The organism is Paenibacillus sp. OV219 (assembly GCF_900110075.1).
Classification (GTDB): domain Bacteria; phylum Bacillota; class Bacilli; order Paenibacillales; family Paenibacillaceae; genus Paenibacillus_Z.
This window is the reverse complement of sequence record NZ_FOCJ01000002.1, coordinates 28219-52989: the sequence shown is the minus strand read 5'-3', so window position 1 is coordinate 52989 and position 24771 is coordinate 28219. Positions and strand designations below refer to the sequence as shown.

Annotated in this window: 24 protein-coding genes; 1 reads left to right on the top strand and 23 read right to left on the bottom strand. The window is 46.5% G+C overall.

The window, feature by feature from the left end:
- Positions 1 to 80: 80 nt before the first annotated feature.
- The 13 genes from BMY11_RS06015 to BMY11_RS05965 all read right to left on the bottom strand — a co-directional run bounded on the left by BMY11_RS06015 (position 81) and on the right by BMY11_RS05965 (position 12049).
- Positions 81 to 1097 carry a LacI family DNA-binding transcriptional regulator gene (locus BMY11_RS06015; protein ID WP_090573600.1) on the bottom strand — a complete coding sequence of 339 codons (1017 nt, stop codon included), beginning with the start codon at positions 1095 to 1097 and terminating at the stop codon, positions 81 to 83.
- Between the two features lie 44 nt (positions 1098 to 1141).
- Positions 1142 to 1981, bottom strand: coding sequence for a carbohydrate ABC transporter permease (locus BMY11_RS06010; protein WP_090573599.1), 840 nt, complete (start codon positions 1979 to 1981; stop codon positions 1142 to 1144).
- A gap of 16 nt (positions 1982 to 1997) precedes the next feature.
- A complete protein-coding gene (locus tag BMY11_RS06005) occupies positions 1998 to 2873 on the bottom strand; it encodes a carbohydrate ABC transporter permease (RefSeq protein ID WP_218150167.1) in 876 nt (291 codons plus the stop codon).
- A 101-nt stretch (positions 2874 to 2974) separates the two neighbouring features.
- Entirely contained in the window at positions 2975 to 4354 is a 1380-nt protein-coding gene (locus BMY11_RS06000; protein ID WP_177182526.1) for an ABC transporter substrate-binding protein, read from the bottom strand.
- Between the two features lie 348 nt (positions 4355 to 4702).
- Complete coding sequence (locus tag BMY11_RS05995; protein WP_090573597.1) at positions 4703 to 5272, bottom strand: SF0329 family protein; 570 nt, start codon at positions 5270 to 5272, stop codon at positions 4703 to 4705.
- Between the two features lie 192 nt (positions 5273 to 5464).
- Positions 5465 to 6025 carry an RNA polymerase sporulation sigma factor SigK gene (gene sigK / locus BMY11_RS05990; protein ID WP_090574363.1) on the bottom strand — a complete coding sequence of 187 codons (561 nt, stop codon included), beginning with the start codon at positions 6023 to 6025 and terminating at the stop codon, positions 5465 to 5467.
- A 48-nt stretch (positions 6026 to 6073) separates the two neighbouring features.
- Positions 6074 to 6337 carry a hypothetical protein gene (locus tag BMY11_RS05985; protein ID WP_090573596.1) on the bottom strand — a complete coding sequence of 88 codons (264 nt, stop codon included), beginning with the start codon at positions 6335 to 6337 and terminating at the stop codon, positions 6074 to 6076.
- A gap of 40 nt (positions 6338 to 6377) precedes the next feature.
- Entirely contained in the window at positions 6378 to 6650 is a 273-nt protein-coding gene (locus BMY11_RS29670) for a GIY-YIG nuclease family protein (RefSeq protein WP_371262784.1), read from the bottom strand.
- A 762-nt stretch (positions 6651 to 7412) separates the two neighbouring features.
- Positions 7413 to 9035, bottom strand: a complete 1623-nt coding sequence (locus BMY11_RS05975) for a recombinase family protein (protein WP_090573595.1) — start codon at positions 9033 to 9035, stop codon at positions 7413 to 7415.
- A gap of 117 nt (positions 9036 to 9152) precedes the next feature.
- A complete protein-coding gene (locus tag BMY11_RS28760) occupies positions 9153 to 9308 on the bottom strand; it encodes a hypothetical protein (RefSeq protein WP_177182525.1) in 156 nt (51 codons plus the stop codon).
- Positions 9309 to 9349: 41 nt separating this feature from the next.
- Positions 9350 to 9499, bottom strand: a complete 150-nt coding sequence (locus BMY11_RS28755) for a hypothetical protein (protein WP_177182524.1) — start codon at positions 9497 to 9499, stop codon at positions 9350 to 9352.
- 111 nt (positions 9500 to 9610) lie between these two features.
- Entirely contained in the window at positions 9611 to 10537 is a 927-nt protein-coding gene (locus BMY11_RS05970) for a formylglycine-generating enzyme family protein (RefSeq protein WP_256217330.1), read from the bottom strand.
- A gap of 48 nt (positions 10538 to 10585) precedes the next feature.
- Positions 10586 to 12049 carry a sulfatase family protein gene (locus BMY11_RS05965; protein WP_090573593.1) on the bottom strand — a complete coding sequence of 488 codons (1464 nt, stop codon included), beginning with the start codon at positions 12047 to 12049 and terminating at the stop codon, positions 10586 to 10588.
- A 202-nt stretch (positions 12050 to 12251) separates the two neighbouring features.
- Here BMY11_RS05965 and BMY11_RS05960 point away from each other — a divergent pair, with 202 nt between their 5' ends.
- Positions 12252 to 13034: a helix-turn-helix domain-containing protein gene (locus tag BMY11_RS05960; RefSeq protein ID WP_090573592.1), complete on the top strand. Its 783-nt coding sequence runs from the start codon at positions 12252 to 12254 to the stop codon at positions 13032 to 13034.
- A gap of 72 nt (positions 13035 to 13106) precedes the next feature.
- Here the strand turns inward: BMY11_RS05960 and nfsA are convergent, their stop codons facing one another.
- The 10 genes from nfsA to BMY11_RS05910 all read right to left on the bottom strand — a co-directional run bounded on the left by nfsA (position 13107) and on the right by BMY11_RS05910 (position 24764).
- On the bottom strand, positions 13107 to 13856 hold the full coding sequence (nfsA, locus tag BMY11_RS05955; RefSeq protein WP_090573591.1) for an oxygen-insensitive NADPH nitroreductase: 750 nt from the start codon (positions 13854 to 13856) through the stop codon (positions 13107 to 13109).
- Between the two features lie 352 nt (positions 13857 to 14208).
- The gene (locus BMY11_RS05950; RefSeq protein WP_090573590.1) at positions 14209 to 15147 is read right to left on the bottom strand and encodes an aldo/keto reductase family protein; all 939 of its coding nucleotides are present in this window, start codon (positions 15145 to 15147) and stop codon (positions 14209 to 14211) included.
- Between the two features lie 294 nt (positions 15148 to 15441).
- The gene (locus BMY11_RS05945; RefSeq protein ID WP_090573589.1) at positions 15442 to 17580 is read right to left on the bottom strand and encodes an AAA family ATPase; all 2139 of its coding nucleotides are present in this window, start codon (positions 17578 to 17580) and stop codon (positions 15442 to 15444) included.
- Positions 17577 to 18338 (bottom strand): hypothetical protein, encoded by a 762-nt coding sequence (locus BMY11_RS05940; protein WP_090573588.1) that lies wholly within the window; start codon positions 18336 to 18338, stop codon positions 17577 to 17579. Before BMY11_RS05940 ends, BMY11_RS05945 begins: the two co-directional genes overlap by 4 nt.
- On the bottom strand, positions 18335 to 19084 hold the full coding sequence (gene cas6 / locus BMY11_RS05935) for a CRISPR system precrRNA processing endoribonuclease RAMP protein Cas6 (protein WP_090573587.1): 750 nt from the start codon (positions 19082 to 19084) through the stop codon (positions 18335 to 18337). Before cas6 ends, BMY11_RS05940 begins: the two co-directional genes overlap by 4 nt.
- Positions 19085 to 19267: 183 nt before the next feature.
- The gene (locus BMY11_RS05930) at positions 19268 to 19927 is read right to left on the bottom strand and encodes a response regulator transcription factor (RefSeq protein WP_090573586.1); all 660 of its coding nucleotides are present in this window, start codon (positions 19925 to 19927) and stop codon (positions 19268 to 19270) included.
- A 33-nt stretch (positions 19928 to 19960) separates the two neighbouring features.
- On the bottom strand, positions 19961 to 22273 hold the full coding sequence (locus BMY11_RS05925; RefSeq protein ID WP_090573585.1) for a sensor histidine kinase: 2313 nt from the start codon (positions 22271 to 22273) through the stop codon (positions 19961 to 19963).
- A 23-nt stretch (positions 22274 to 22296) separates the two neighbouring features.
- Positions 22297 to 23154 (bottom strand): hypothetical protein, encoded by an 858-nt coding sequence (locus tag BMY11_RS05920; RefSeq protein ID WP_090573584.1) that lies wholly within the window; start codon positions 23152 to 23154, stop codon positions 22297 to 22299.
- Entirely contained in the window at positions 23142 to 23849 is a 708-nt protein-coding gene (locus BMY11_RS28750; RefSeq protein WP_090573583.1) for a hypothetical protein, read from the bottom strand. The genes BMY11_RS05920 and BMY11_RS28750 overlap by 13 nt, the downstream gene beginning before the upstream one ends.
- 147 nt (positions 23850 to 23996) lie before the next feature.
- Entirely contained in the window at positions 23997 to 24764 is a 768-nt protein-coding gene (locus tag BMY11_RS05910; RefSeq protein ID WP_090573582.1) for a GT-D fold domain-containing glycosyltransferase, read from the bottom strand.
- Between the last annotated feature and the right edge of the window lie 7 nt (positions 24765 to 24771).

The window sequence follows — 24771 nt, the reverse complement described above, 5'->3', positions numbered from 1 at the left end:
ATATCGGTTTGATTGCGTTGATTTCACTTAAACGTTTTGGGTAATTTATATCCAATTGTGAGCGGGATCTGGCTGCTTTTTTACCGTAATTTCTTGGTGCTCTCCCGAACGATCAGCTCATTATTCAGCACCACGTTATGATCGATTTGCTTGCCTTCGAGCATCTCGATGAGCAGCTTCGCCGCTGCCCAGCCCATGTCGTATTTGTTTTGATGAATCGTCGTCAGCTTCGGCACGCAGTAAGAGGACAGAATAATATCGTCGTAGCCGACAACGGATACCGAGTCCGGCACTTTTCTGCCCCGCTTCTCGAGCGCGCGCATGGCGCCAAGTGCCATCAGATCACTGGAACAGAACACCGCCGTAACACCCGGATGCTCGTCCAAAATCCGCTGCATTACCTGCTCGCCGCCATCCTCAGAGAACTCACCATCCCATATTTTGGACTCATCATACGCAATCCCGTTGTCCGAAAGCGCTTTCTTAAAACCTTTCAAACGCTGCTCGCTCACATGCGCCGCCGGGTACCCGTTAATCATCGCAATATTGGTATGGCCCCCGTCAATCAAATGCTGAACAGCTTTGCGAACGCCATCGATATTATCGGTCGTTACATTGCCTAGATGCTCGTTCGAGAACGGTATATCAATGAGCACACAAGGGAATTTCGACTTCTGGATGACTTCCTCTAGGTACGGATCATCCACTCTAAGCCCGAAGATGATGGCCCCGTCGACGTTGCGCTCCTTGCACAAATTGTAATACGACTTGATCCGCTGCTTAGACGGACTCGTGCTGAAGAGCAATATATCGTAATTCATCTCGTTCGCCCGTTCATTGATGCCTATCAGAATGTCAAATGCGAGAGTGTCTTTCCCGCCCGTATATTTCAGTTCTGAGAAAATAACGCCGATCGTGTTCGTCTTGCTCGATACTAGGCTACGCGCAACCGCATTCGGCGAATAGTCCAGCTCATCGGCAATCGTCTTGATCTTCTGCTTCGTTTCCTTACTTACATCGTCATAGCCGTTCAGCGCCCTGGACACCGTTGTTATCGATACTCCGGCAATCTTCGCAATATCTTTAATCGTCGCCATACGATCCACCTGCCAAAGTATGTAGTGTTCTTCCTCTCTCTAGATTAGCCTTTTACACCGCCGCTGACTACACTTTGTTGTACTTGCTCCTGCGCCAGCATATACAAGATAATGCTCGGCAACGTGACCAGCGTCAATGCTGCGAACAGCTGTGTGTAGTTATAGGAGAACTGCTCGGTGAAGAACTGCAGCGCAACCGGAAGCGTCCGATTCTCCGCTGAGGATGTCAACATAAAGCCGTAGAAAAATTCGTTCCAATTGCCGAGGAACATCAAGATGCCCGCCGTCGACAGCCCTGCCTTCGCAAGCGGTAAATTGATATAGAAGAACACTTGCCAGAAGCTCGCCGATTCCATATAAGCGGCTTCGTCCAGCTCCCTCGGAATGGACAGAAACGTTGCACGCAGAATGAACAGCGATACCGCCAGGCCAGCTGAGATATAGACGACAATGAGCGCAAGTCTCGTATCGTACAGCCCTGTCAAATTAATAAAAGAGAAGATTGGCTGTGCGGTCGCATGTCCCGGGATAAGAAGTGTCACCGAGAACAAGATGAACAGTACTCTTTTGCCGACAAAATCGAACTTCGCGAACGAATACGCCGCAAGTGCATAGAACAATAACGCAACCAGCGTCGACGTGACGGAGATCAACACCGAGTTGAACGTATTGCTTAAGAAATTGTTCATCTGCAGCACGGAATAATAAGCATGGAAGTTAATCTCTGTCGGAAGAGCGAATGGCTTATTCAATATTGCTTTGTTCGATTTGAAGGAGGAGACGACAATCCAGAGAAGAGGCACAAGCGAGATACAAACTGTAAATAGAAGCACCAAGTAATTGAAAAATTGGATCACACCGCGTTTCAAATAGTCAGCACTCATCAGCAGGCACCACCCATCAGTTGTAGACGCTTTTGTTCATTCGGAACACTTTCGTCGTAATGGCAAGAACACCGATGCCGAGTATAATCATGATCGTCGCGACCGCATTGGCATAACCGAATTGATAATTAATAATGCCGTCATAGAGCATGACCGAAATATTATAAGTCGAGTTGCCCGGTCCACCTTTCGTCGTCAAGAAGATCGCTTCGAACATTGTAATCCGCGCAATGACAGACAAAATGACGGAAGTGCCGAGCGAGCCGCGAATGAGAGGAAGGTTGATGCGCCAGTGGATCTGGGCTTCTGTCGCGCCGTCGATCTTCGCTGCTTCATGCAATTCCTTCGGAATCGCCATCAAATCGGACAGGACAAGCAGCGTCACGATGACGGCATAGAACACCCATGTTAAGCTGATCGCCGAGAACGCATATTGCGTGTCGAAGAACCAGTTCGTATGGAAGTTTGAGAAACCAAGCTTGCGGATGAAGTTATTCAACAGACCCATCTGGTCGTTGAAAATAAACCTGTATATAATCGCCCATGCTGATACCGCGATGACATTCGGAATCATAAACACGCCACGAACAAACCGCCAGCCAACCGGTCGCTTGAAAATAATGAATGCCACGAGCGCGCCGAAGGGCACGTGAATGAAGGCGGCGATAATCGACCATTTGAACAGGTTGATCAAGGAAACCGTTAGCGAGTTGTCATCCGTGAAGATCATCTTGTAGTTATCGAATCCTACAAGCTTCGGTGCATTAAATCCGTTCCACTCGGTAAACCCGGTCGTAAACACAGTTAGTATCGGCACGAAGTAGAACGTCAGAAACACCAGCAAGGTCGGTACAATAAATAGGTACACCCATAATTTATTGTATTTGTACATGACTGAACCCCTTTCCATACGCGAGCGGTAGGTAGGTGAAACATGTATGTACAAGAAGCGCATTAGCGACTGCTGCTATGCGCTTCTTGTGGATATGGCTGTTATTTCTTGAACTTCTCCGCCGTGTCGGTCATAGCTTTACAGAACTGTTCTGGCGTCATATCGTTCGTTGCTAGAAGCGGCAAGTTCTTCGCGAACAGATCGGATACGGATTGGGGCACGATGTCATAGATCAAACGATTCAGTGTCTTCATTTTCGCGCCGACTTCGTCATTCAGCTGTCTCATAATCGGGTTCAGCTTCGCTTTGGACTCCTCTGGCATCGGCATTTTCGGTGCGAAGCCGCCTTCCGCGACGAGAAACGCATTCAGCTCTTCAGGCGAGTAGATGAACTTGAAGTACTCGATCAAACCGTCGATCTCCTCTTGCGGAGTGCCTGTAGGGATTGAGTACCAATAGCCGTCTGCAGAGCCAAGCGCAACACCGCCAGGATAAATGGTTGCTCCTACTTTGTCAGCGAAGCCTTCTGCTACTTTATCCGTGTTGCCGAAATCACCGACCATCCATGGGCCGTTCGCAATTGCTGCCGTATTCTCGCTGAAGAATTCATTCGCAGCGATCGAATACGTCGCGCCAAGAGCGGACTTCGTCGTATAATCTTGGAGCAGCTTCTGCACCTTCGTGAATGTATTGATCCAGAGCGGCGAATTGAAGTTTGTTACAATATCGCCCTTCGTCAGAATCTGCTGACCCTCCGGATCGGATGCGATCATTGCAGATGCGAGCAGCATTGTCGTCCAGCCGTTCTCTCCTGTCATCAACGAAAGAGGTGTAACGCCTGCAGCTTTCAGCTTATCCAGGTCGCTGAAGAAGCCGTCCCATGTATCAGAGAAGCCAGTGAGGCCTGCTTTTTGCAGCAGCTCCTTATTGTAGTACATGCCGATTGGACGCTCAAATGCAAGCGGAAGCGATATGATCTTGCCGTTCTTATCCGTGTTATATTTAACAGAATCATCAATGAGTACATCCTTGATTTCTGGGCTGTTATCGATGTAAGGCTTAAGGTCAGCGAGGTCACCGTTGTTAATCATGATGTCGGCAAGCTCTTTGTCGACTTCAATGAGTGGTGGAAGTTTCTTCTGCTGGTAGAGCAGCTTGATCTTCTTCGAGTATTCGTCTTGGACGATTTCTTCAATCTCGATCTTGTATTTGCCAGCGAATTTCTTGTTGAAGCGTTCGATCTGAGGAAGGAAGAAGATTGCGCCAACGTTATTGCCAGTTTTGTAGCTTGGAAACTTGATGACGACTTCTTTGCCGCTGGCTGCATTGTTCGAGCCGGTATTGGAAGAATCCGAGCTGCTGTCATTCGCTGCGTTGCCGCTGTTGCCGCTGTTGCTGCTATTGTTGCCATTATTACTGCCGCATGCCGCGAGCGAGAGAATAAGAAAAATCGCTACGAGTAAGAAACTAATTTTTTTCACAGTTAAACCTCCCCAATTGGTTAGCTGTCTCTTCAAGCGCAACCTGAAGTGTGACTGATATTATGGTAGCGGTTACATTACTATGAACAAAAATAGTGGAACGGTTCACTGTCCCTCCTTTACACGATGAATGGCTACAACCCCTATTTCCCGAAACGTTTAAGTCCGACAGCGACTTCATTATAATTTCATCTGATAGCGAAAACAAGGCGGTTTTTGTAGGTGATGTAAACTGATTCTGGAGCCCTATCCACTCGACGAAAAAGACGCTCCTGCGGCGAGGAACGTCTTTTAATTGCATTATTTGCGGGTCGCTTAAGTAAGCCCGGTGCTACCGAAGTACGATCTTCACATCGTACTAAGCCTTAGTTCATAAAAATACTGCACGATGGGATGCTTTAACTTTATCCTATCGCCCATGTTCAAAACGCGTTTTTTTCCAACACGTCTGTCAACCAATGCCAAAATATTCAACAAAATATCCTGGCTCTCCATACTCACCTCTATAGATTGGGATAAAAATTTAGTAGCTATAACATTAAAGTTTGATTTACTTAATGATGACTGTGCTAACATGAGCTCCTTTGCAAATTCAGATATTTTTCTACCTCTTGCAATTACTTTTAGGCGCTCCTCCGGAACTTGCCCCTTGGTTTCTTTTCTGATCGCTTCCAATTCATCATTATGGATAGGAATTTGGATCGTTGGATCATTCTTAATTTCCAGCTCCGTCTGATACCATCGGATTAATGTCGTTGCATCACTCATATTGAGTACATTCTTTTTATCAACGGCAATATAACAAAGTCCTGCTTTATCGGGTAAATAACGGTAGCTGGTTGAAAGATATTGGACCCTACCCAATAACGCAGGGCTGAGAAAACTCTCCAGTTGTTGCTTCAATTTGCTCCAGGACATGTGATCCTCCTATGTTCAATACGATGCATACCTATTATGGCAGTCATTCTGCTATCCATCATACAATAAACGGGCACATCAAACCTACTTCGTACTGCTTTCCAATATGTTCGCATGAAAAAAAACCAAACGGAAACTCTACCGTTTGGCTTCTTCTTATATACTGCAAGCACTCATCATCCGACCGTATTATTACCTTTTTGCTTTATAAAACTCATGATACAGCTTCATCAGCGCCCGCTTCTCAATGCGCGACACATAGCTCCGTGAGATACCAAGCTCCTTCGCAATTTCCCGCTGCGTCCGCTCTTCCCCACCTGCAATCAGCCCGAACCGGCCGACGACGACTTCCTTCTCGCGGTCATCCAGTATATCTAGATTTTTATAGATTTTGCTCTTCTCAATCTTCAGCTGAACCTTCTCCGCCACATCATCGGCTTCGGTGCCGAGAATATCGATCAAAGTAATTTCGTTGCCCTCTTTATCCGTCCCAATCGGATCATGCAAGGATACGTCCTTGCGTGTCTTCTTGAGCGATCTCAAATGCATAAGTATCTCGTTCTCTATACAACGAGCCGCGAACGTCGCTAGCTTCGTGCCTTTGCCGGTTTGGAAGCTCTCAATTGCTTTAATGAGCCCGATCGTGCCGATTGAGATCAAGTCCTCCAAATCTTCGCCAGTGTTGTCGAATTTTTTGACGTTGTGTACACAACCCGATGTCAGACTGCTTTCATCAAATATGACATAGAGCAATACCTTATGGTAGAAATTCAATAAAAAGTAAAGGTGTTCTCTGACCTTTCATCGTGTCTTACGACCAGCTCGTTTTTCCTTTGCCTCTATCGTTGTCCAGAAAGTAAATCCAAGATGGAGCTGTTTATCATCATCGATTCCTGAATTAATTACTTTATATATACCATTGTTACTATAACCATTAAATTGCTCAAGTCCTCGTAGAAACCTAAAGCATTCTTGTAGATTTACAAATTCACTTTCTGGTCGACCATCTTCTTTTAGATACACAGGTATCCAACTTGTATTTTTCTTAATTGCAGCAGTCTCCATTCAACTCTTCCCCACATTTCTAAAATCAAAGTCAAATAACTTAATTTTCATTCATTCCAAAATTTATACTTAGAAGTTTTCTCTTGTAGAGATTTTCAATTCCAATTACTTCTTCAGCGGTCAGGGTTTTAGGCAGCACCTGTAAGATAGTAAACTGAAAATTTTCAAATCGATTTGGAAAATCTCTTAATACAGAAATCATACCTTTATTACCGCCATGTTTTGTCTCTATGTAGTTCTTCCACCTGTTCAACAGTCCGCCAGAACCATATGCAGACCCTACATATAATTTACCACTCGTCTTATCGGAAATTAGATAAATAGCATATATCGAGGATAATGCGGCATGCCAATTTTCGTACAGGGTTGAATCTTTTACAATCTCGAGTAACTCTCCCGTAACTCAATAACACCTCTTCAAAACCATTAAAGGCTAACCTAGGGTTCTCCTGTATCGCAAGTATTGCCTTCTCATTTGTTGCCCATTGATGCCACGAAATTGTTGACTTGCCCCAATCTATAATAAGTCTTTCTATTAAGTCACTTAGAAGGTCAGACTTATTCAAATCAAAATAATGACCAGAATTGAACATTTCGGGGGCCGGAAAATCTTTCGGTATAAGTGCTGGTGTACAGAGTTGAGCCAAACCTACCGAAAAACAGCCCATGAACTTAGCACTTGTACCTGGTTCACTAATAAAAGATGAAATGTAGTCGTATCCATTAAAAAATCGTTCATTTTGTAATTTCTGATACTCCTCCATAAATCCATTTTTATAACATAATCTAAAGTTTTTGTCTTTAAGAGAATGACGAATCAGTTTAACTTTTGATGGGTCTAATACATTTCTGTCTTATTAAATTTATCTTGATTCGGTGTTAGCAACAACATCACTATCCCTTTACTATTGCCGGCGATTCTTACAGTTTCGACAAGTACGACTACTGTAGTTTTCGACAAAAAGGAAGAAAATACCTCTTTTCAATCGAAATTTGCTTTCGATTTGATTCAACAGCTCTTCCAAGCAACTTCACCCATCATGAGAATGTACATTTCTTCTCTTTGTGGATACTATTAGTTGTCCTGTAATAATCGATTGCAGTCCGTTATTTTGAGCATCCGTAAGGAATCTAAATGACCAACAGCAGTGATATGGACGTTCGATTCCTTACATCTGATCAGTAATTCATCAACAAGTGATTGGATGATATGTCTCTTGTCCTCGAACGTTAAACTTTCTCCCTTTCTCACAATGAACTCGTTTATTTTATCTAGGACCAGCTGATCCTCTTTCATTGAATTCGCTTCTAGCTTTATTAAACCCATTTGCTCTTGGCAAGATTCATACCGCTGCTGCAGTTCAGTCATTTCAGCCTTTATCGCTCTAAACTCCAACTCCATTTCATGTTCATCAATTAGGTCTTTTTTGAACATAATTTTTATTTTGTCCGCTTCCTTCTCCTTTGACGAAAGCAGCTTTTGAAGTGAATCTGACGTTAATACTAACTCGCTAATTACAGACTCCTTATTGGTATGTAACCTCCCCATATACTCCATCGGGTCAGATACCACCTCCATAACTAAGCCCCATACATATTCATCAAGGAGTTCGGCTCTTATGGAGAGGGTTGGGCACGGCCCAATCTCTAGTCCATATCTTCTCGGATTTCTGTTCGGACACCGATAACATGTATATTTCCCCCTTTTACCCGTGACCTTGTTCATTCGTCCTGAATATGTTGTGCCCTCCCATTTACGGCTACAATGCTCACACCTTAATAGCGAACGTAGCAAGAACTCACGCTTTTGATTGCCGGCATTCGTTCTGTTCTTCACTCGTTGCTCTTGAGCCAACTGAAATAAACTGTCATCAATTATCGCTGGCACTTCGACAAGAATCCAATCGCTCTCATGGCGATAGGTATAGGTCTTCTTAGGTGCCCCTTTCTTCGTCCGCTCTCCTTTAACCTTCTGAGTACATCTGCGGTTATAGTAATACTTACCTACATAGATCTCACTTTGTAAAACTCGTTGTATCGAGCTGGCATTCCATACTTTACTTTCTGCCCTTTTGGGTTCAGCTCCCATCTCTACTAACCTATTTCCAATCTCCCTCATCGTGAGGTTGTCATGCACATACCATTGATAAATAAGTTTCACAAAGCTTGCTTCATTCTCGTTTATCACCAGACTGCTGCCAACTAAATCATAACCATACGGTGGGACACGCATCGGCATAATCTTCTTATCTTTCTCAACAGCTTTTAGCCGTCCACGAACAGTTCTCTTCTTTATCAATGACAGCTCATACTGTGCGATTACACTGATTAAGTTAAAGAAGAGCTGACCTTCCGGCGTATTCTTATACTCCGTGTCCACGAATATCAATTGCACATGTTTAGCCTCGAACTCGCGACAGACGAATAACTTGTCAGTGAGATCGCGTGACAATCTGTCAGGATGAGTAATTATGATCTGTGAAATCAGCCCTACCCGTATATCTTGTCTAAGCTGGTTCATAGCAGGGCGATCGATATCCTCACCGCTAACCCCCTCTTCCTTATACACTTTGATACTAGAAGCACCGACATTGAGTTCCTTGGCTTTCTTTACACAAAGCTCCACTTGGCCGTCCAAACTCGTTCCTTCTAGAGCTTGCATGCCTGTCGATACCCTTACATAAACCGCAGTATACATCAGATACACCTCCTTTCTAGCAGTGACTCAAGCTCTACACACCGTCAAAAAAAGAACACTTGTTCGTATGTTGTTGGCGTGTCCTTTTCCTAAAAAAATAAACCGCCTGAACATACTTCAGCCGGTTTTTATCAAGATCTGTTTTAGAATGTAGTCGATGACGCGCCATTTGGCTTCAACTGCAGCTACTTCGACGTTCGATGGTTCATCGCTTTGCTCACTTTCTTCAGTTTTGGCCGAGGGTACATACGTGAACACATACGTCTTCTCCATCAAACCACCTCAATACTGATGTATTCGGATTGTGGCTTGACTTAGTCCGGTTCACCTGGCGGCTGTTGATTATTTTGATTAGCCTTTTTATTCGCTGGAGCTTGTTGTTCCTTTTCTTGTTCTATTCGCAATTCCTCATCCCTCATCCATTTTTCTATTAGTTTAAGTGTCCGCTTTCGATTTTCGTCCAACAAAAAAACCTCCTAACATGACTTTGTTAGAAGGTTTTCCTCTAGAATGCTACCGTTAGCTGACCAGGCTTTTTTTAACGTTTATATTGCGGATTGTGTGATACTGAACGACTACATTACGCACCGGAAGCCAATATTTCCCGTTGAGCTATCAGGCGTGTTTCGACTCCGGGCCGCCACGCGATAACGGTTGCAATACGATTTGTGGCACAGGTATGATCCTCCGCGAAGGACGCGGACGTCTCCAGCAGGGGGACCCTGTGGGTTTTCGCGAGGTCCGTTCACGTGAAAACTTGCGCTAAACCAGTCCGAACACCATTCCCACACGTTGCCGGACATATTGTACAGACCGTAACCATTCGGGGCAAAAGCACGGATCGGAGCTGTTCCGACATAGCCGTCGCTTGCATTGTTTTTGTCCGGGAATTTCCCCTGCCAAATGTTGCAGCGATGCTCGCCGTCCGGTTTAAGCAGATCGCCCCACGGGTATCGTTTCTGCACGAGCCCGCCTCGCGCCGCATACTCCCACTCCGCTTCCGTTGGCAGCCGTTTCCCGCTCCACTTGCAGTAAGCCATGGCATCGTTCCAAGAAATGTGGGTAACCGGATGATCCATACGGTCTTCGATTCCCGTACCCGGTCCTTCAGGATCTCTCCAGCTTGCTCCTTCAACATTCCACCACCAAGGCGTATGCTGCACCGCTTGCCGCACTTTGTCTACTACCTCGCGTGGAACGAGCAGATGAAACACGAAGGACGAGCCGAAAACCTCCGCCTCCGTCGCGTAACCTGTCGCATCCGCGAAGGCTTTGAATTCGGCATTGCTGACCGCACATGGATCTATATAGAACGGGTCTATCACTACCCGCCTGACGGGACGCTCTCCATCGCCGGGAAATCCTTCTTGATCGTCCGATCCCATCAGAAACTCCCCGCCCTGCAAAAATATCATTCCCTCTGACAATTCCAAAGTCGCTTTCTGACTTGAAGTCGATGCATCACGTTCATTCCGCGCGGGTAACGTATCGCGGACTGCCATACAACTGCAACTTGGCTTTACATATTCCACGGGATCACCTCGGTTCATTTAACGAAATTCCGCCGGATGCCGGCGCTCCAGCTCAGGGATTGCGTATGCTCTTCCCGTCTCTTGCAGCCTGCCGACATACTTTTTCAGATGGCCTTTGGCGTGGTAAGGTCCGCCTTCTTTCATCACTGTCCAAAGGGGGTCCGTGTCGAACGGCATCGTGCTCATCATCGCGTCATGCCACTCGTTTAAGCAGTACACCGCTTCTTTGCACAGATTTCGTTCCGTCTGCGCCAAATTATGCTGCTCATGCGGATCTTCCTTCAAGTTAAAGAGCATTTCCTTATCGAACAAATGATAGCCGTCATGGTATGTCCGAATGTACAAATAATCGCCGATGCGAACGCTTCGCTGGCAGACGTGCGCACATTGCGATACAACCAAATAGTCCCGTCCGCAATCGTCGCCCGACGTCAATGCTGGCGCATAACTAGCGCCGTCCCACGACGGAGACTTCGCTTTACCGAGCAGCTCTGCCATCGTCGGAACCAAATCAAGATGATAATGCAATCCGTTATCGACATGGTTCTTCATCATGCCCGGCCAGCGGATAATCATCGGAATCCGGCAGGTGCCTTGGTCAGCGGTTCCGTGTTCGCCATATATCCCAAGCTCCCCCATGTTCTCCCCGTGATCGGCCGTAATAATAACGACGAGGTCGTCCATCACGCCTTGCTCCTCCAAATCGCGGAAGATCATGCCAATGTGCTCGTCCATATAACGGATGCCGCAATCGTAGCCATCGATGACCGTGCGCAAGCCTTCGCGGTCAGTGAATTCACCCGGATGACGCGGGTATTTCGGATCCGTTCTATTATCATACATGTTAATTTCGCGGGCGCTGTGCGGTCCGACTTTACGGGTGGTATGCTCCTGTAGTACGTCATCCGTAATCCACTCCGGCAACGGATCGTTCGCAAACGGATTGCCGAACTCCTCCGGAGCACGGTACGGCGTGTGTGGATCCCAATAATTCACGTAAAGGAACCAGTCATCCTTCTTTGCATTTTGCCGAATCCAGTCCTGTACGACAGGCGTGACTTCCTCCGCCGATTCTCCGCCGCCCTTGCCGGTGTTATGAATTTCGTTGAAGCCGGCATAGAACGTCCAAGCCGAGTGCCTTTCTCCGAAAGGGCTGACGAGTGCAGTCTTCATGCCTGCCGAACGGAACAAGGCAGGAAAAGACTCGCGATTTAATCGACTGTGGAAATCACGGTCAGCGCCTTCGTGACGAACGTCGGCGGCTGTGCCGCCATGGCCGACGACACCGTTGTGTATGCCGAAGCGTCCCGTCATCAGCGCCGTCCTCGAAGGGAAGCAGGGAGCGTCGGATGTATAATAATTCGTGAATCGAACGCCTTCTTCCGCCATTCTGTCGATGTTTGGCGAAGTGTTCCGCCCATATCCGTAACAGCCCAAATGGTCCGGTCTGGTCGCATCTAAATCTAACAGCAATATTCTCATCATTCAACTCTCCCTTTATATGGCTCTTATTCATTAATCGTACTGAATGATAGGGAGATTCGTCCATGCACATTTCATCACTCATGTGTATGATTCTCTTATTACTAATCGCGAAGATATATATTTATCAAAGAATAATTGAAATTCTCCATGTACACCGCTACAGTCTTGTTATACTTCCAAAAAAAGGACCAACGTACAAATGCTGACCTTTACTTCCGTACACTTTGACAACCGGATCCCAAATTGGCGCAATACGTTGACGGTCTTGGATCATAACGTAATCGCGTTGATATTGGACGGCAAAGTCAAATATACCCTTAACGATCATCCTGTAATTGCAGAAAAAGGTGACCTGCTGATTATCCCGATTGGCACGATGCGGGCCAGCGAAAATATGGAAGGCGAACATCAAAAAATGACCGTCTTATTTCAACATTCAAAAGCGGATACCGAGGTGCTTCCAGTGCTTGGAAGTGCTCGCTTCAGCAAATGTAAAATCCGAAACTTCGAGTATATGAAGCAGCGATTCGAGAGGCTTTATCTCGAAGCATTAAGCAAGGGCAAGGGCAAATTCAATCCTTACGTTATAACTGGCATTTTACTGGAGCTTGTCGGAATGGCAGCCCGTGAATTCGAGCAAGTCGAAGTCACGCCTATCAAACTGAAGCTGGCAAATGAAATTCAAAACTATTTGGTTAGCCACTATCGCGAACCCACGCATATCGATCAGCTTGCGGCCCTAATCCATCGTTCAGCCAACTATACAATCTCTATCTTTCGCGAAGTAACGGGGGTATCTCCGATTCAGTATGTTCACTCCCTGCGCATGAAAGAGGCTTGCAATCTGCTCACGAACTCCGATTTATCGGTGACCGAGATTTCCAATTATTTGGGTTATTATGACCATTCGTATTTCTTCCGTATTTTCAAAAAGTTCACCTCGCTCTCTCCGACAGAATACAAGCATTCAGAATCGCTATGAAAGTGATTCGCCTAAACAGAACAGCGCCCATTCCGAATGGGCGCTGTCCTTGTCTTAACTGCCAAGCTTCGCTTACTTGAATCGGTAGCCTTGACCTTCAATAAACCCGTGCAAGTGCTCGCGCAACAGCCCTTTGTGGAAACGCGATGCCATCTCTTTGGACCAATACGTATCCTTGCTGCCGCCGGCACGGGATGAATAATACGCCTTAGTTGTCTCGTCATAGTCTTTTATGCTGGATACTAGCGCTTCATCTCCGTAAATTTCTTCGTGATAAATGGCAGCCACTGGGAGTCTGGGACGAATGCCTGGCTCCTGGTCAGGCACGCCAAGGCACATGCCGAACACCGGATAAACGAACTGAGGCAGCTTCAAGAGCTCCGCCGCCCGTTTCGGATCGTTGCGAATGCCGCCGATGTAGACTATACCAAGTCCGAGCGATTCTGCAGCAACAGCCGCATTCTGGGCCGCAAGAGTAGTGTCGATGGTCGCCAGCAGAAACGTTTCCACATTTTGCACTAACTCTCTGTCATCATCACCTTCGTGCAGTTGGACCGCTGTCTGCAGGCGATTCAAATCCGCGCACCACACTAGGAAGAGAGGCGCCTCCTCTATATGCTTCTGGCCGCCGGCTAGCTCGGCGAATTGGCGTTTGGTCCCCTTATTGCGCACGCCTACAACGCTGTAAGCTTGGATATTGGACGATGTCGATGCCGCTTGCGCGGATGCAAGTATCGAAGCCAACTGCTCGTCCGTCACCGGATCCGGCTTAAACTTGCGAATCGAGCGATGCGCTTGCAGCTGCTTAATAATGTCGTTCAATCTATTCCCTCCTCGCGAGATAAAAAAAACCAGAGATGCACAATGCGCATTCTCCGGTTTTCCGGTAGATATACAAATTCCTACTATTCAAACTGGTAATATCGAATTTATCATCTAACCTGTATGCTGTCAACACACGTCAGACGAGGTGGCAGGCGACTATACAGTCGCTGCCAACATCACTGAATTGCAGTGCTGACTTGTATGCTTTACCATACTCAGACAAGCTCTATATTTGATCACGCCAAGCATACCCTTGCTCGACAAAATGTTTTACCGCCTATTCACCCAGCATTCCGCTTCCGCCAGTAACGACTACTTTGAATATGTTCTACTTCTCCTTTATAGGCCGTTATGCCAGTATACTTTCAATGCGCTCGATCATGTCGGAGCTCAGTAGAACGCCGGCTGCCTTTACGTTCTCTTCTACTTGCTCAGGCCGGCTTGCGCCTACCAAGGCGCTGCTTACATTCGTCTGCCGCAGAATCCATGCCAAGGCTAACTGTCCAACTGTCAAGTTCAGCTCGGCCGCCGCTTCACTCAGTTGCTTCACCTTGGCGATTTTTTCTTCGGTGAGACCCTTTCGCATCCCATCTAGTTTGGATGCCCGGCTATCTGCTGGCAGGTCCTGCACAGAGATATACTTGCCTGTAAGCAAGCCTTGAGCGAGAGGGGAGAAAACAACTTGTCCGATCCCGCCACGTTCCCCGTAAGGGATGACTTCCTTCTCAATATATCGATTGAACATATTGTAAACCGGTTGATTTGCAACTATGCGATCTAGAAGATAACGATCAGCAATTGCATGTGCTTCAGACATCTGCGATGCCGTCCATTCGCTGACCCCCACATACAGCACTTTACCCTGTCTTACCAGATCATCCAATGCTCGTAGTGTTTCTTCCATTGGCGTTTGTGGATCGAAACGGTGGCAATAGTACAGATCGATATATTCGGCTCCCAACCGCTTCAGGCTTGCATGACATTGCTCTATGATGTGCTTGCGTGAAAGCCCACGGTCGTTAGGACCGTCGCCCATCTGCCCGAACACCTTGGTCGCTAGCACGTACGATTCGCGAGGAAATGCCCGCAGCGTTTCTCCCATAAGCTTCTCAGCTGCTCCCCGCTCGTAAACATTCGCCGTATCGAAAAAATTGACTCCAAGCCCATAGGCGGTTTCTATGGATTTGACCGCATTCTCACGCTCGACATATCCTCCATAAGTCAGCCAACTGCCCAGACTAATCTCGCTAACTTTGACTCCACTCTTACCTAATCTCCGAAATTGCATGGTCTGCCATCTCTCTTCTACTCGAATTTGTCCTCTTCTCGACTCTTTAATTATTATAAAGAAGTAATATTTATTACGTAAGAAGTGAATATATTATCACTATATTATACGAAATATATCTACTATACTTGAGTTAACTACCTTTAAAGCGTGGTATGCTTCATGACGGTTGCACCGACACAACCCACAACTTCCACAAAAAAAAACCGGCCGAAATGACTTCAGCTGGCGTCCATGAAATAAAACCATCCCTTATAGCAGGGAATTGGAACCGAGATTGAACCTTCTCCAGTTTTAATTGTCTGTCATCCCTTTGGCAGGGGGATTGGTGTCCGGGAGTATCCCGGTTCCTTTGAATACATGCTTTATTCGTTTTACTAGCATCGTTTTACGCGCCAAGCCTTTACGCCTAGCCCCGTTGATCAGAATATGGGGGTCACCGATAAGAACTAGCTCTTTCCGGGCTCTCGTCAGCGCCGTATATAATGAATTTTTATACCACATGGTTTGTCGATGCGGGATTTCAAGGCCGATGTCTGTTAACGGAATAATGACTCCTTCGTACTGACTACCTTGTGTCTTAGCCGTTGTGATGGCATATGCAAGCTCCATCTCACTCATTAGCTCCGGAAATGTATAGAGAACTTCTTTATCCGGTTCAAAAAAAATACAGCTGCTTTGGGTTGGATTAAAGAACCGAATCATTCCTACTTCACCATTGTCTGCTCTTGACGTATTAGTCATTTGAATGACCGGATCTCCTGCTCCCATTCCTTCAGCCATGTGCACCGGGTTGATTCGCTGCTTCATATATTCGTTCAGACGGTCCGTGCCGAGACTGTATTGTTCCCTGTACATCGTAATGACCGGATACTGCTTCGCATTATCCTGATACATCCGGACGATGGTTTCTTTGGTTTCCTCTACGGTTTCAGTAGGAATCATCCTGATGCCTGCCACTTCCAATTGCGAGTAATCTACTTCACCCAGAAGGACGGCTCGTGCCAATGAGAGGATCGCGCTGTCGTTCCTGTAATTTCGTTTTAATGTGACTGTCGGGAATCCGAGAGAAATCATATCCAGGAACGGCCGTCCCGGACCGATCGGTTCCAACTGGTTCGGATCGCCTACAAAGACCAACCGCGTCCCCCGCTCCACAGACCATAGCAAGTCGCGCCATAGATATTCGTTGACCATGCTGGCTTCGTCAATAATTAACACGTCCGCATTCAGCGGATTCCTCTTATAGTGATACCAAATACGGCTGTTTTTCTCTCTTCCCTTCCCCAGCAGCGAATGAATAGTCTGCGCCGGATAACCGGTCACCACTTCCAACTGTCTCGCAGCTTTTCCTGTAGGCGCAGCCAGCTTGATCTGAATCCCCGGCAGCAGGATCTGTAATACAATAAGCAGATACGCAATCCAACTGCTTTTCCCCGTGCCTGCTTCTCCGCGTACCAGTAGAACCGGATGATCGAAAAATTGTTCGATCCCCCTATGTTGATCCCGATCCAGATCAGGAAGTCGGCCTTCGCTAATCAAGGACCGAATCGTGCTGCTTAAACTTCCCGGCTTCGACGTAGGGCACGAAATCAAGTCGGCTAAACGCTGTGCAATTTGAATTTCCGCAAAGTATAAGTGCCGGTCAAAATATAGATTCCCTCTGCAAATGAGCTCATGATCCTGCTCCTGCGCGAATCGTTCGATTTCGAGGCGGATTTTATCCTTCGGCAATGACTTCCCCAATAACGCATTGACTCTATTCTCGAATTCGGCCGCGTTAATGTAGCTGTTTCCACCGTTTAAATACTGCATATACACATACTGGACGGCTGCGCCGATCCGGTAGGGGCTGTTCGCCGCGATTCCCGCTTCCAGCGCAAGCATATCGGCAACCCGGAAGGGAATGGATGGGACGCGGTTCAATAAGTACGGCTGCCCTTCGATCAAATCAATGGCCGTAAAGCCCAATAATTCGCAGATCTCGTGAAGCATTTTACGTGAAAGCTCGAACCGTTGCAGAAAATTAAGAAGATTCGGCACGGTGTATTGCACAATCAGAGTATTCTTTATAAGATCACATGCCTGTTTGTCACCGACCGTCCATCGGTCCAACAACTCCGGTTGCTCGATCAGTGTCCGGATATTTTCGTCAAGATGAGATTGCATGCGTTGAAAAGCAGTGGGATGTCGAGAGGCGAAATGACTTGGGAGCAACTCGGAGATAGATGCAAGGAGACGGTAACGAGTGATGATAAATGTATGCTCCGTTGTGTACAGTCCCTCTATGGAAAGATTCTGGAAAACAGTCGGAAGCGCTCTTGCACGGATACGGAACGGCGAACCCTGATCGGGCTGAAACCAGCCTGCCTTCTCCTGCCCCCTGGATTTGATCTTCATCAGACGTCCTGAGTAGCTATGGTTATCCTTCATTCTGTGCTCCGTTCATGCCAAATAGTTCGCAAACTTTTCTTTTTCTTAAAGGATGCGGAACCTCTTGATTCTGCATGCTGCTTTCCTTGCACCATACCGCTGTCAGCGGCAATGCTCAGCCATGAACTCGGGCGCGGCAAGTAACAAACTTCCTTTAATTCCGGAGCAAAACCTGGGGGAATCGGCGATGTAAATGCGTAATACCAATGGTGTAATTTGTCCTCGTAATACCGGATGGGAATTGCCCTCATCGGTTCATTTCGATAAATCCAGCTCTTGTCCTCCTTGATTTCTTCAACATGCACGCGTGCCACCTTTCCATACCCTTGTGAGCGTTTCGCTCCTAAAGCAGGGATAAAGCCAGTCAGTTCCTGGATCGCAGACGGTACTCCCCGGCAATAGAACGTGACTTCCACTTGGCAAGCCAGTGTATAGATGTTTCGGTGGTACGCCTTGAAATAGCCTCCGCTCAAATCAAGGTCATGGGGAAGGTCGCCAGAATAGCGTTTCGTATAAAATTGAACATTTCGCCCCTCTGAACGAATGAACCCTACGCTGGCCAAATACAAGGAAGAGCCTTGATGACGTTCAATCGGCAGTTCCGGCGAATGGGAAATCCCCTTGCCTTGTTCTAGCGAGAGGTTCTCCTTCAAAGTTAATGCCTTCATTAGCAGCGCATCAAATCCAATCGGGTAGTCGGGAATAATCATTTCCGAGCATAACGTAAATGTAATCTGAAGGTTTTTGTAGCTGATCATAGAAACAGCCTCCTCCCCCCGAATGCTTGCTTCAGCGAGTGAGGGGCCAGATTCACGCGTCCCATACCGAATGAACATTTCCAGCCGACACCGGAATAGTGCGAAAAAAGAAGCAGTTGATTAAGAACTCCCCTCAGGTCGCCAACCTGATGCACATTACGAAATACCGCTTTTCCGGAAAAGGTGTTCAAGCTAACTTCCTTGCGGATCGGATAGGACACGGAATGAATGTGATGGGAGGTAATCAACAGGCCGGATGCCAGGCGCTTTCTATACTCCATGGTCGATTCGATCGATTCAGGTGCGGCTTCATTCCATTTGCTCAGCAGACTGTTCACGATTTTGTCCGGGAACGGCAGCGTCACCGTTTGGCGTCCGCTGTTGAAAGCCGTATATTGAAAGTTTATCTCTATACTTTCGGCAATAGGAAGGCTGTAAAAGATATCATAGCTGACAACTCCCGCCTTCGGGTGATCGTCATGGTGCAAGACGACGTCATCCACCATATAATAGTCCTGGCCTAACCGAACTTCCTTCCCCTTCTCAACATGACGAAAGAATATCAGCATCACCTTTATATCAAAAAAAACGAAATGGATCATCAGCGAACCATTGCGATTCATCTGAATCTCCTTAATCGCGAACGGGGATTTCTGCGCTTCATGATAGTAACGGCCGACCGGAGTATGGCTGATTTCGTTGTACACCCATCCATGAATGTAGTTTGGATAGACGTTGCGGTCCATGCAACCCCGCCTGTTTCTCAACAGCAAGATCGTATTCGCGATCAAGACAACACATCCTTAGCTGCCATATCAGCATCTGTATCACCTTAAGGATATGTAATCCGTTCCCAGTTCTTGAACGCCAACACATATGCTATTTGCCGTAAAAAATTTGCGCTCCTGCATACATGCACCGCAAGTCCATCACCGCAAGTCCAAATCGGAGATCAGCCCCAGCCGTTGCGCTTCCGCGATGGCTTCCCCTCTGGAGCTGACATTCAACTTCTCGAATATGCGCGTCAAATGATATTCGATCGTACGCTGGCTCATGAAAAAAACCTCGGCCAACTCCTTATTGCTTTTTCCACTGCAGACTTCATTTAGGATGCTTTGTTCTTTGGAGCTGATCGATATTCGATCAAGCGACTTCTCCCCTCTGGCATGCATCATCTGGATGCCAGTCCTTCGAAGCTGCTTGAGAAGCTTGATCGGGAGCATCGCTTCCCCGTTCACCGCGCACCGGAGCGATTGGATCATTTGTTCTCGCGACGACAGTTTGCTGATAAAACCCGAAACACCGTTTTCTACCAACAGATTAAAATGGGGTTCAATATCATAACCGGTATAGATGATGATTCTTACATCCAGATTTAGTTCGCAGATGCTTCGAGCGACCTCAAGACCATTCATGCCTGGCATAATCAAATCGAGGAGTAAGATGTCATAGGTTTCCCGCTTTAACTTCTCCAGTACCTCCGCACCCGTAGATACGGCAGTAATAGACATATCGCTTTCTCTCTCAAGCATATGAATGGTTCCTTCTCGAACCGACGGATGGTCATCTGCAAGCAATATGCTGATCATGAGGCACTCCTTTCATTGATCTTAGGCTGATATTCATTCTACGATTGGAAGCATCCTAGGAAGTCTGATCCTGACAACGGTCTCTTTGCTCCCGCTGAATTGGATTCTACCTTCAAGACTGGCCACACGTTCTTTAATGCCGGTAAGTCCGATACGACGGTTTAACTCGCCTTGCTCCGTGGCATTGCCTATACCAACTCCATCGTCCCTATAAAATAATGATACTTCATGGGGCATGATAGAAATGTAAACCTTGACTTTCGATGCATGGGCATGTTTCCCCGCGTTTCCGAGAAGCTCTTGCAAAATGCGATACATCGCAATCGTGTATTCATAGTCCAATTCCGTATCAAATTCATCGTAATCGAACTCAATGGTAAAATTCTCGCGCAGCTGAATCGTATGGAACAACTGTTTTAACGATTCAATGAGCCCGATCTCCTTCAGTAAAGATGGCCTAAGCTCATTACAGGTTGAACGAGTTTCATGAATGACATCCAGCAGTCCTTCCCTGATGGCAAACAGCTCCTTCTGCAGAACATCCGTCATTTCAAAGTCAGTCGTTGTTTCTCCGAGTCTTCTATACCAGTACAGTTGATTTTGCAAGACCGAATCATGCAGATCCAGCGCAAACCGGCTTCTTTCATTTTCCTGTAAATTAAAAATGAATCGCATCAGCCAAGGCGGCGTATTCTTCTCGGTCTGTTTCTTTATCGTATCCTTGAACTCATCGGTAAGTCCTTGAATGAGGTATAGATTTTCAAAAACGATACTGACGTATCGAGATAAAGTTTGAAGCCATATCATTTCGTCGATGTTCAGCGAGGTGCCGTTTTGTTTGTCACCGATCCATACGACATACTTGTTCTCCCTACTCTCCCCGGCTGATAGGATTGCTCCATTACTTAATACTTTGATCACTCCAGCAGGCAGCGGTTTTTTAAACATTACGTCCGTCAATAATTCGGTCGGATACTCCTCGTAACCCATAATTAACCGCATCGAAAATGTCTGCCAGTCAACCTCCAATAATGAAACGGCATTAATGCCCAGCACCTGTTTGATTTCCCGAATGAATCGTTCTTCCAAATCATTAACCTTCATCACTTTGGAGATATGTGATGCAAATTGGTCCAATTTTAATTGATAATCGTTTGTCATCGTTAAGAGCCTGGACCGGAAGCGGTAATCCAGCATTTCCTTGATATACAACAATAGCATTACAATGATGGGGAAGAAGATCAGCGACTCGATTTCCAGATCCGGTGAATGGCTCAGAACCGAATCCAGAAGCCAGTGAATGAACGACAAAATGAAGGCTAGTCCGGCATTATAACGAAATCGACCGATATAAAAATCAATATCAAGCAGCCGTTTGGCAGAAATCAAATAGATAAACGTTGTAGGGAGCAATACAATGTATATCGCTGTGTGTCCCACCGCTACCCATCCGGAGCCGATAACTAGTTTCGGGATAGCGTATAGAACGATAAACGGACCAAACGAAAAAAATAAGCCGAGAAACATAATTTTTATTTCGGTCTTTTGTAGTAGATATCTATCCCTCTGGCCAGCAATAAACAAAACCAGTACGCACGCGGCGCATTCGAGTATGAACCAGACCAGCAGGGAACACGAAACGATGTCATAGGAAGAACCTACACGCATAAATACGACAACGGCTTCGAAGACGATCTGAAGCCCATTGACCAAAGCGAATACTTGTAGAATCAAGGGATGAACGATGCCCACTCGGCCGATAGATTGGATGTATCTGTTCAAAAAAACCAATAAAAAGTATGGAATGAACAAGAAAGCTACGCCGCTGAATAACTCAGGCAAAACATATCCTTGGGCGGACGCCCCACCGCAAACATAACTCAAGCCAACCGAAACGTTAAAGAAAAAAAGATTGTAATAGCAAGGTATGTCGGGCTTTTTCAACACGATAAAACCAGAAACAACCATTATAATAAGGAAAATAATACCAGGATACAAAATGAATAATTTGAACTGCTCTTCCGTCAGCCCACTTGGGATCCTGAAGGACATGGCAGTCCCGTTTCGTTCAATTGTGATGCTGTGCGCCTGCTCAAGAATACCGTAGGTTGTAACAGTAAACGAAAGTTCCGGGTCGTTTCCATCGACCAGAATTACATAATCTCCCTCCCTAATATCATGCATATGTGCCCAACCATCCGCATCGATATCGGCTACTTGCCATTCACCGTTCTCCGTATCCTGAAGCTTGATACCGATATAAGGATTTTGTATGGTCAGGATAAATATAAATGCCACAAAAATAAGAATGGATATGACCAAATATTTAATATGAAAACGGACCATCACGGGTATCCCTCTTTTCAAGTCTAGCTATCCCCGCTACTCCAATTCGACTGCAGAAACGCGAGTATCTTATTTTTGTTTTTTTCTATATAGCTGATGTAGGGATCTGCTGAACGGTTTGCCTCCAATGAATAATGGAACTCGACTTTACCGTGACCTTGCGCTATTTTACCGCCGACCCTACCGTATCGGTTCAGCTCCTCCAATAGATGATAGAACAAGGCCGTCTCCACGCTGCTTGCCCCCATTAAAGTGAAAGCATGCATGAATGTCATGTTCGGTACGATATATTCGGTTTTATAGATCATTTGATTCCGCTCCGTCTTCGGAGCATCCGAATGGTCTTGCCTTGTATAGAATAGCCAGTCGGTAATTTCGGCGGCGCGAATGCCTGGTTTCGGTTGCCCATATAGCTCAGCCACTTCGTCTACGATCGGTACTAAGAAGTCGGCAATCAATTTACCGCTTATCAGCTGCCGCTTAAATGAACAACCCATTAAGGAAGCAAGCGGGATATGCTCGCGGAGATCCTCTACGAATGGCCTATTCACTTCCTTCTTTTCTTTCTGCCGCCCTTTCGCCGCACCTGTCTCGAGCGATCCTCCAGAAAATAGCAGATAGTGCAATTTCCGCCCGATCCTGTCCGGATCAAGTTCTAGCATCTCCAGATAGGTTTGTGCACCTAACCGGCGCATAATGCCGCGGATACTGTTTCCACTGATTACGGGTATATGTACTGCCTTGCCTTCATACCACACTTTCATTTTCCGGTGGAAACGCTCATTCCCTTGAGCAGCCACGCCTTCATCAGGCATGTCAGCTCCATGAACAATCGGCTGAAGTGATTTTACCGTGCCTTGAATCGTTACTATGGCTGACATGCCGATCCCCCCTGCCCCTCCGAATTCGCTTGGCTCGACTTCGTTAATTCCAGTACAAGCGATAATAAAGGCGATGGTCGAATTGACGAAAGGAAGGATTCGTTGTTTTGAAGATAACATTGTGCATAGGTGCCTCTTTCAATTTGAACGGCGGATATGCCGGCTTGCTTGAGCAGCCTTACCGACTCATATACGTTTCGGTGTAAATCCGGTATTAGCAAAACGGATTGTTCGCCGAATTGCACGTAAAACTGTGACCGATCATAGTTCAGCTTTGCGCGCAGCATAATGTGTTTCCGGTAGTCGGATGGAATACTGATTGCAAAAGGTGTGGATGGGGGCGAATAAAAAAGCGACTGGATGAGCGACTCTCTGTCGCGAGGCTCTGCCATTGTCAAGAATTGGACCGCTCGCGCTTCGGCAATGACAGCTTTCCGCCGGAAATCGTCCGTTCGGAGAACGGTTATGCAAGGCAGGCAAAACGATTCGCTTGTTCGGACTTGATGCAGATGCCAATCGGTATAACGTGACAGCTCCAACTGCTTCATTGGCACCATGAAATCAAAACGGTTTCCACAATAAGCGCATACTTCTTCTTCATGAGGAGATGTCAGACGCAGCCGCCGCTCCAAGTCCGCATTTCTGAAGATGTCAAATACGAGGCGGGATAAGCAAGTTGGAGTCTCATTATCCATTCGAGAATCCCTCCCGTATAGAATACTCGGGATAAAAACTTAACATGACATTAATTCGCCGTCCTCAATTCAATCTTGAGAACGTTCCGTTTATAGAATAAAACAACCGGCGACCGAATACAGACCGGTGTCGGCCGGCAGCAAGGCTTACATTTCCAAGAGTTTAGCTAATTCTACTTGTGTTGAGAGCCACTCCTCCCCTTCGATTTGGCCGGTGATTAACGTTTCCATGCCTTGGCCGAGATCAAACGCAACTTTTCCTAGTTCTCGTGCTATATACGGAGCTAAAATGACTGCACTAGTACCGGCAGCAAGCAAACACAAATCAAATTCGCATGCGCTTATCTCTTGCTTTACCCTGGGAATATCCTCATATCTCTCGATTTTGATCATACCCGTAATTTGAAAATTCAACGTAGCTTGCAACTGGTTTTCCAAGGCTTTCTTTACTTCGTCCGCGTAGCCGCACACGATGGCGATCTTTCTGTTTTTTAACATGTCATGGAATTTCTGTTGCCTAGAAATCATCATGACTCGTCTGGTATAAGCTTCAAATACGAACTGCGGAGCTATGCCATAGAAATCGAATACTTTTCTGGTGAACTCCCCTGACCTTGATACCCGAATGTTGATTCCGACTATATCCGCATTTTCCACCGCTTCTAACGTGGCATCGCGAGCCTCTATGTTTGGAAACGTGATCCCGCGATGCTGATGTCCTCTCGTTACTTTAGAGTAATTCGCAACATGTGCTTCCGGATGGTTCATAAATTGTTCTTCCGAATAAACCTCATATTGAGCGAGTACATGCGTTTCAGTCACCCCTACGGAGACGACGGAGAGCGGCAACCGCCTGTCAAGCGAATAGAGGATTCGATCCAAGACTTGCCCGGTAGTCAGTTCTTGATATGCCAATCATTTG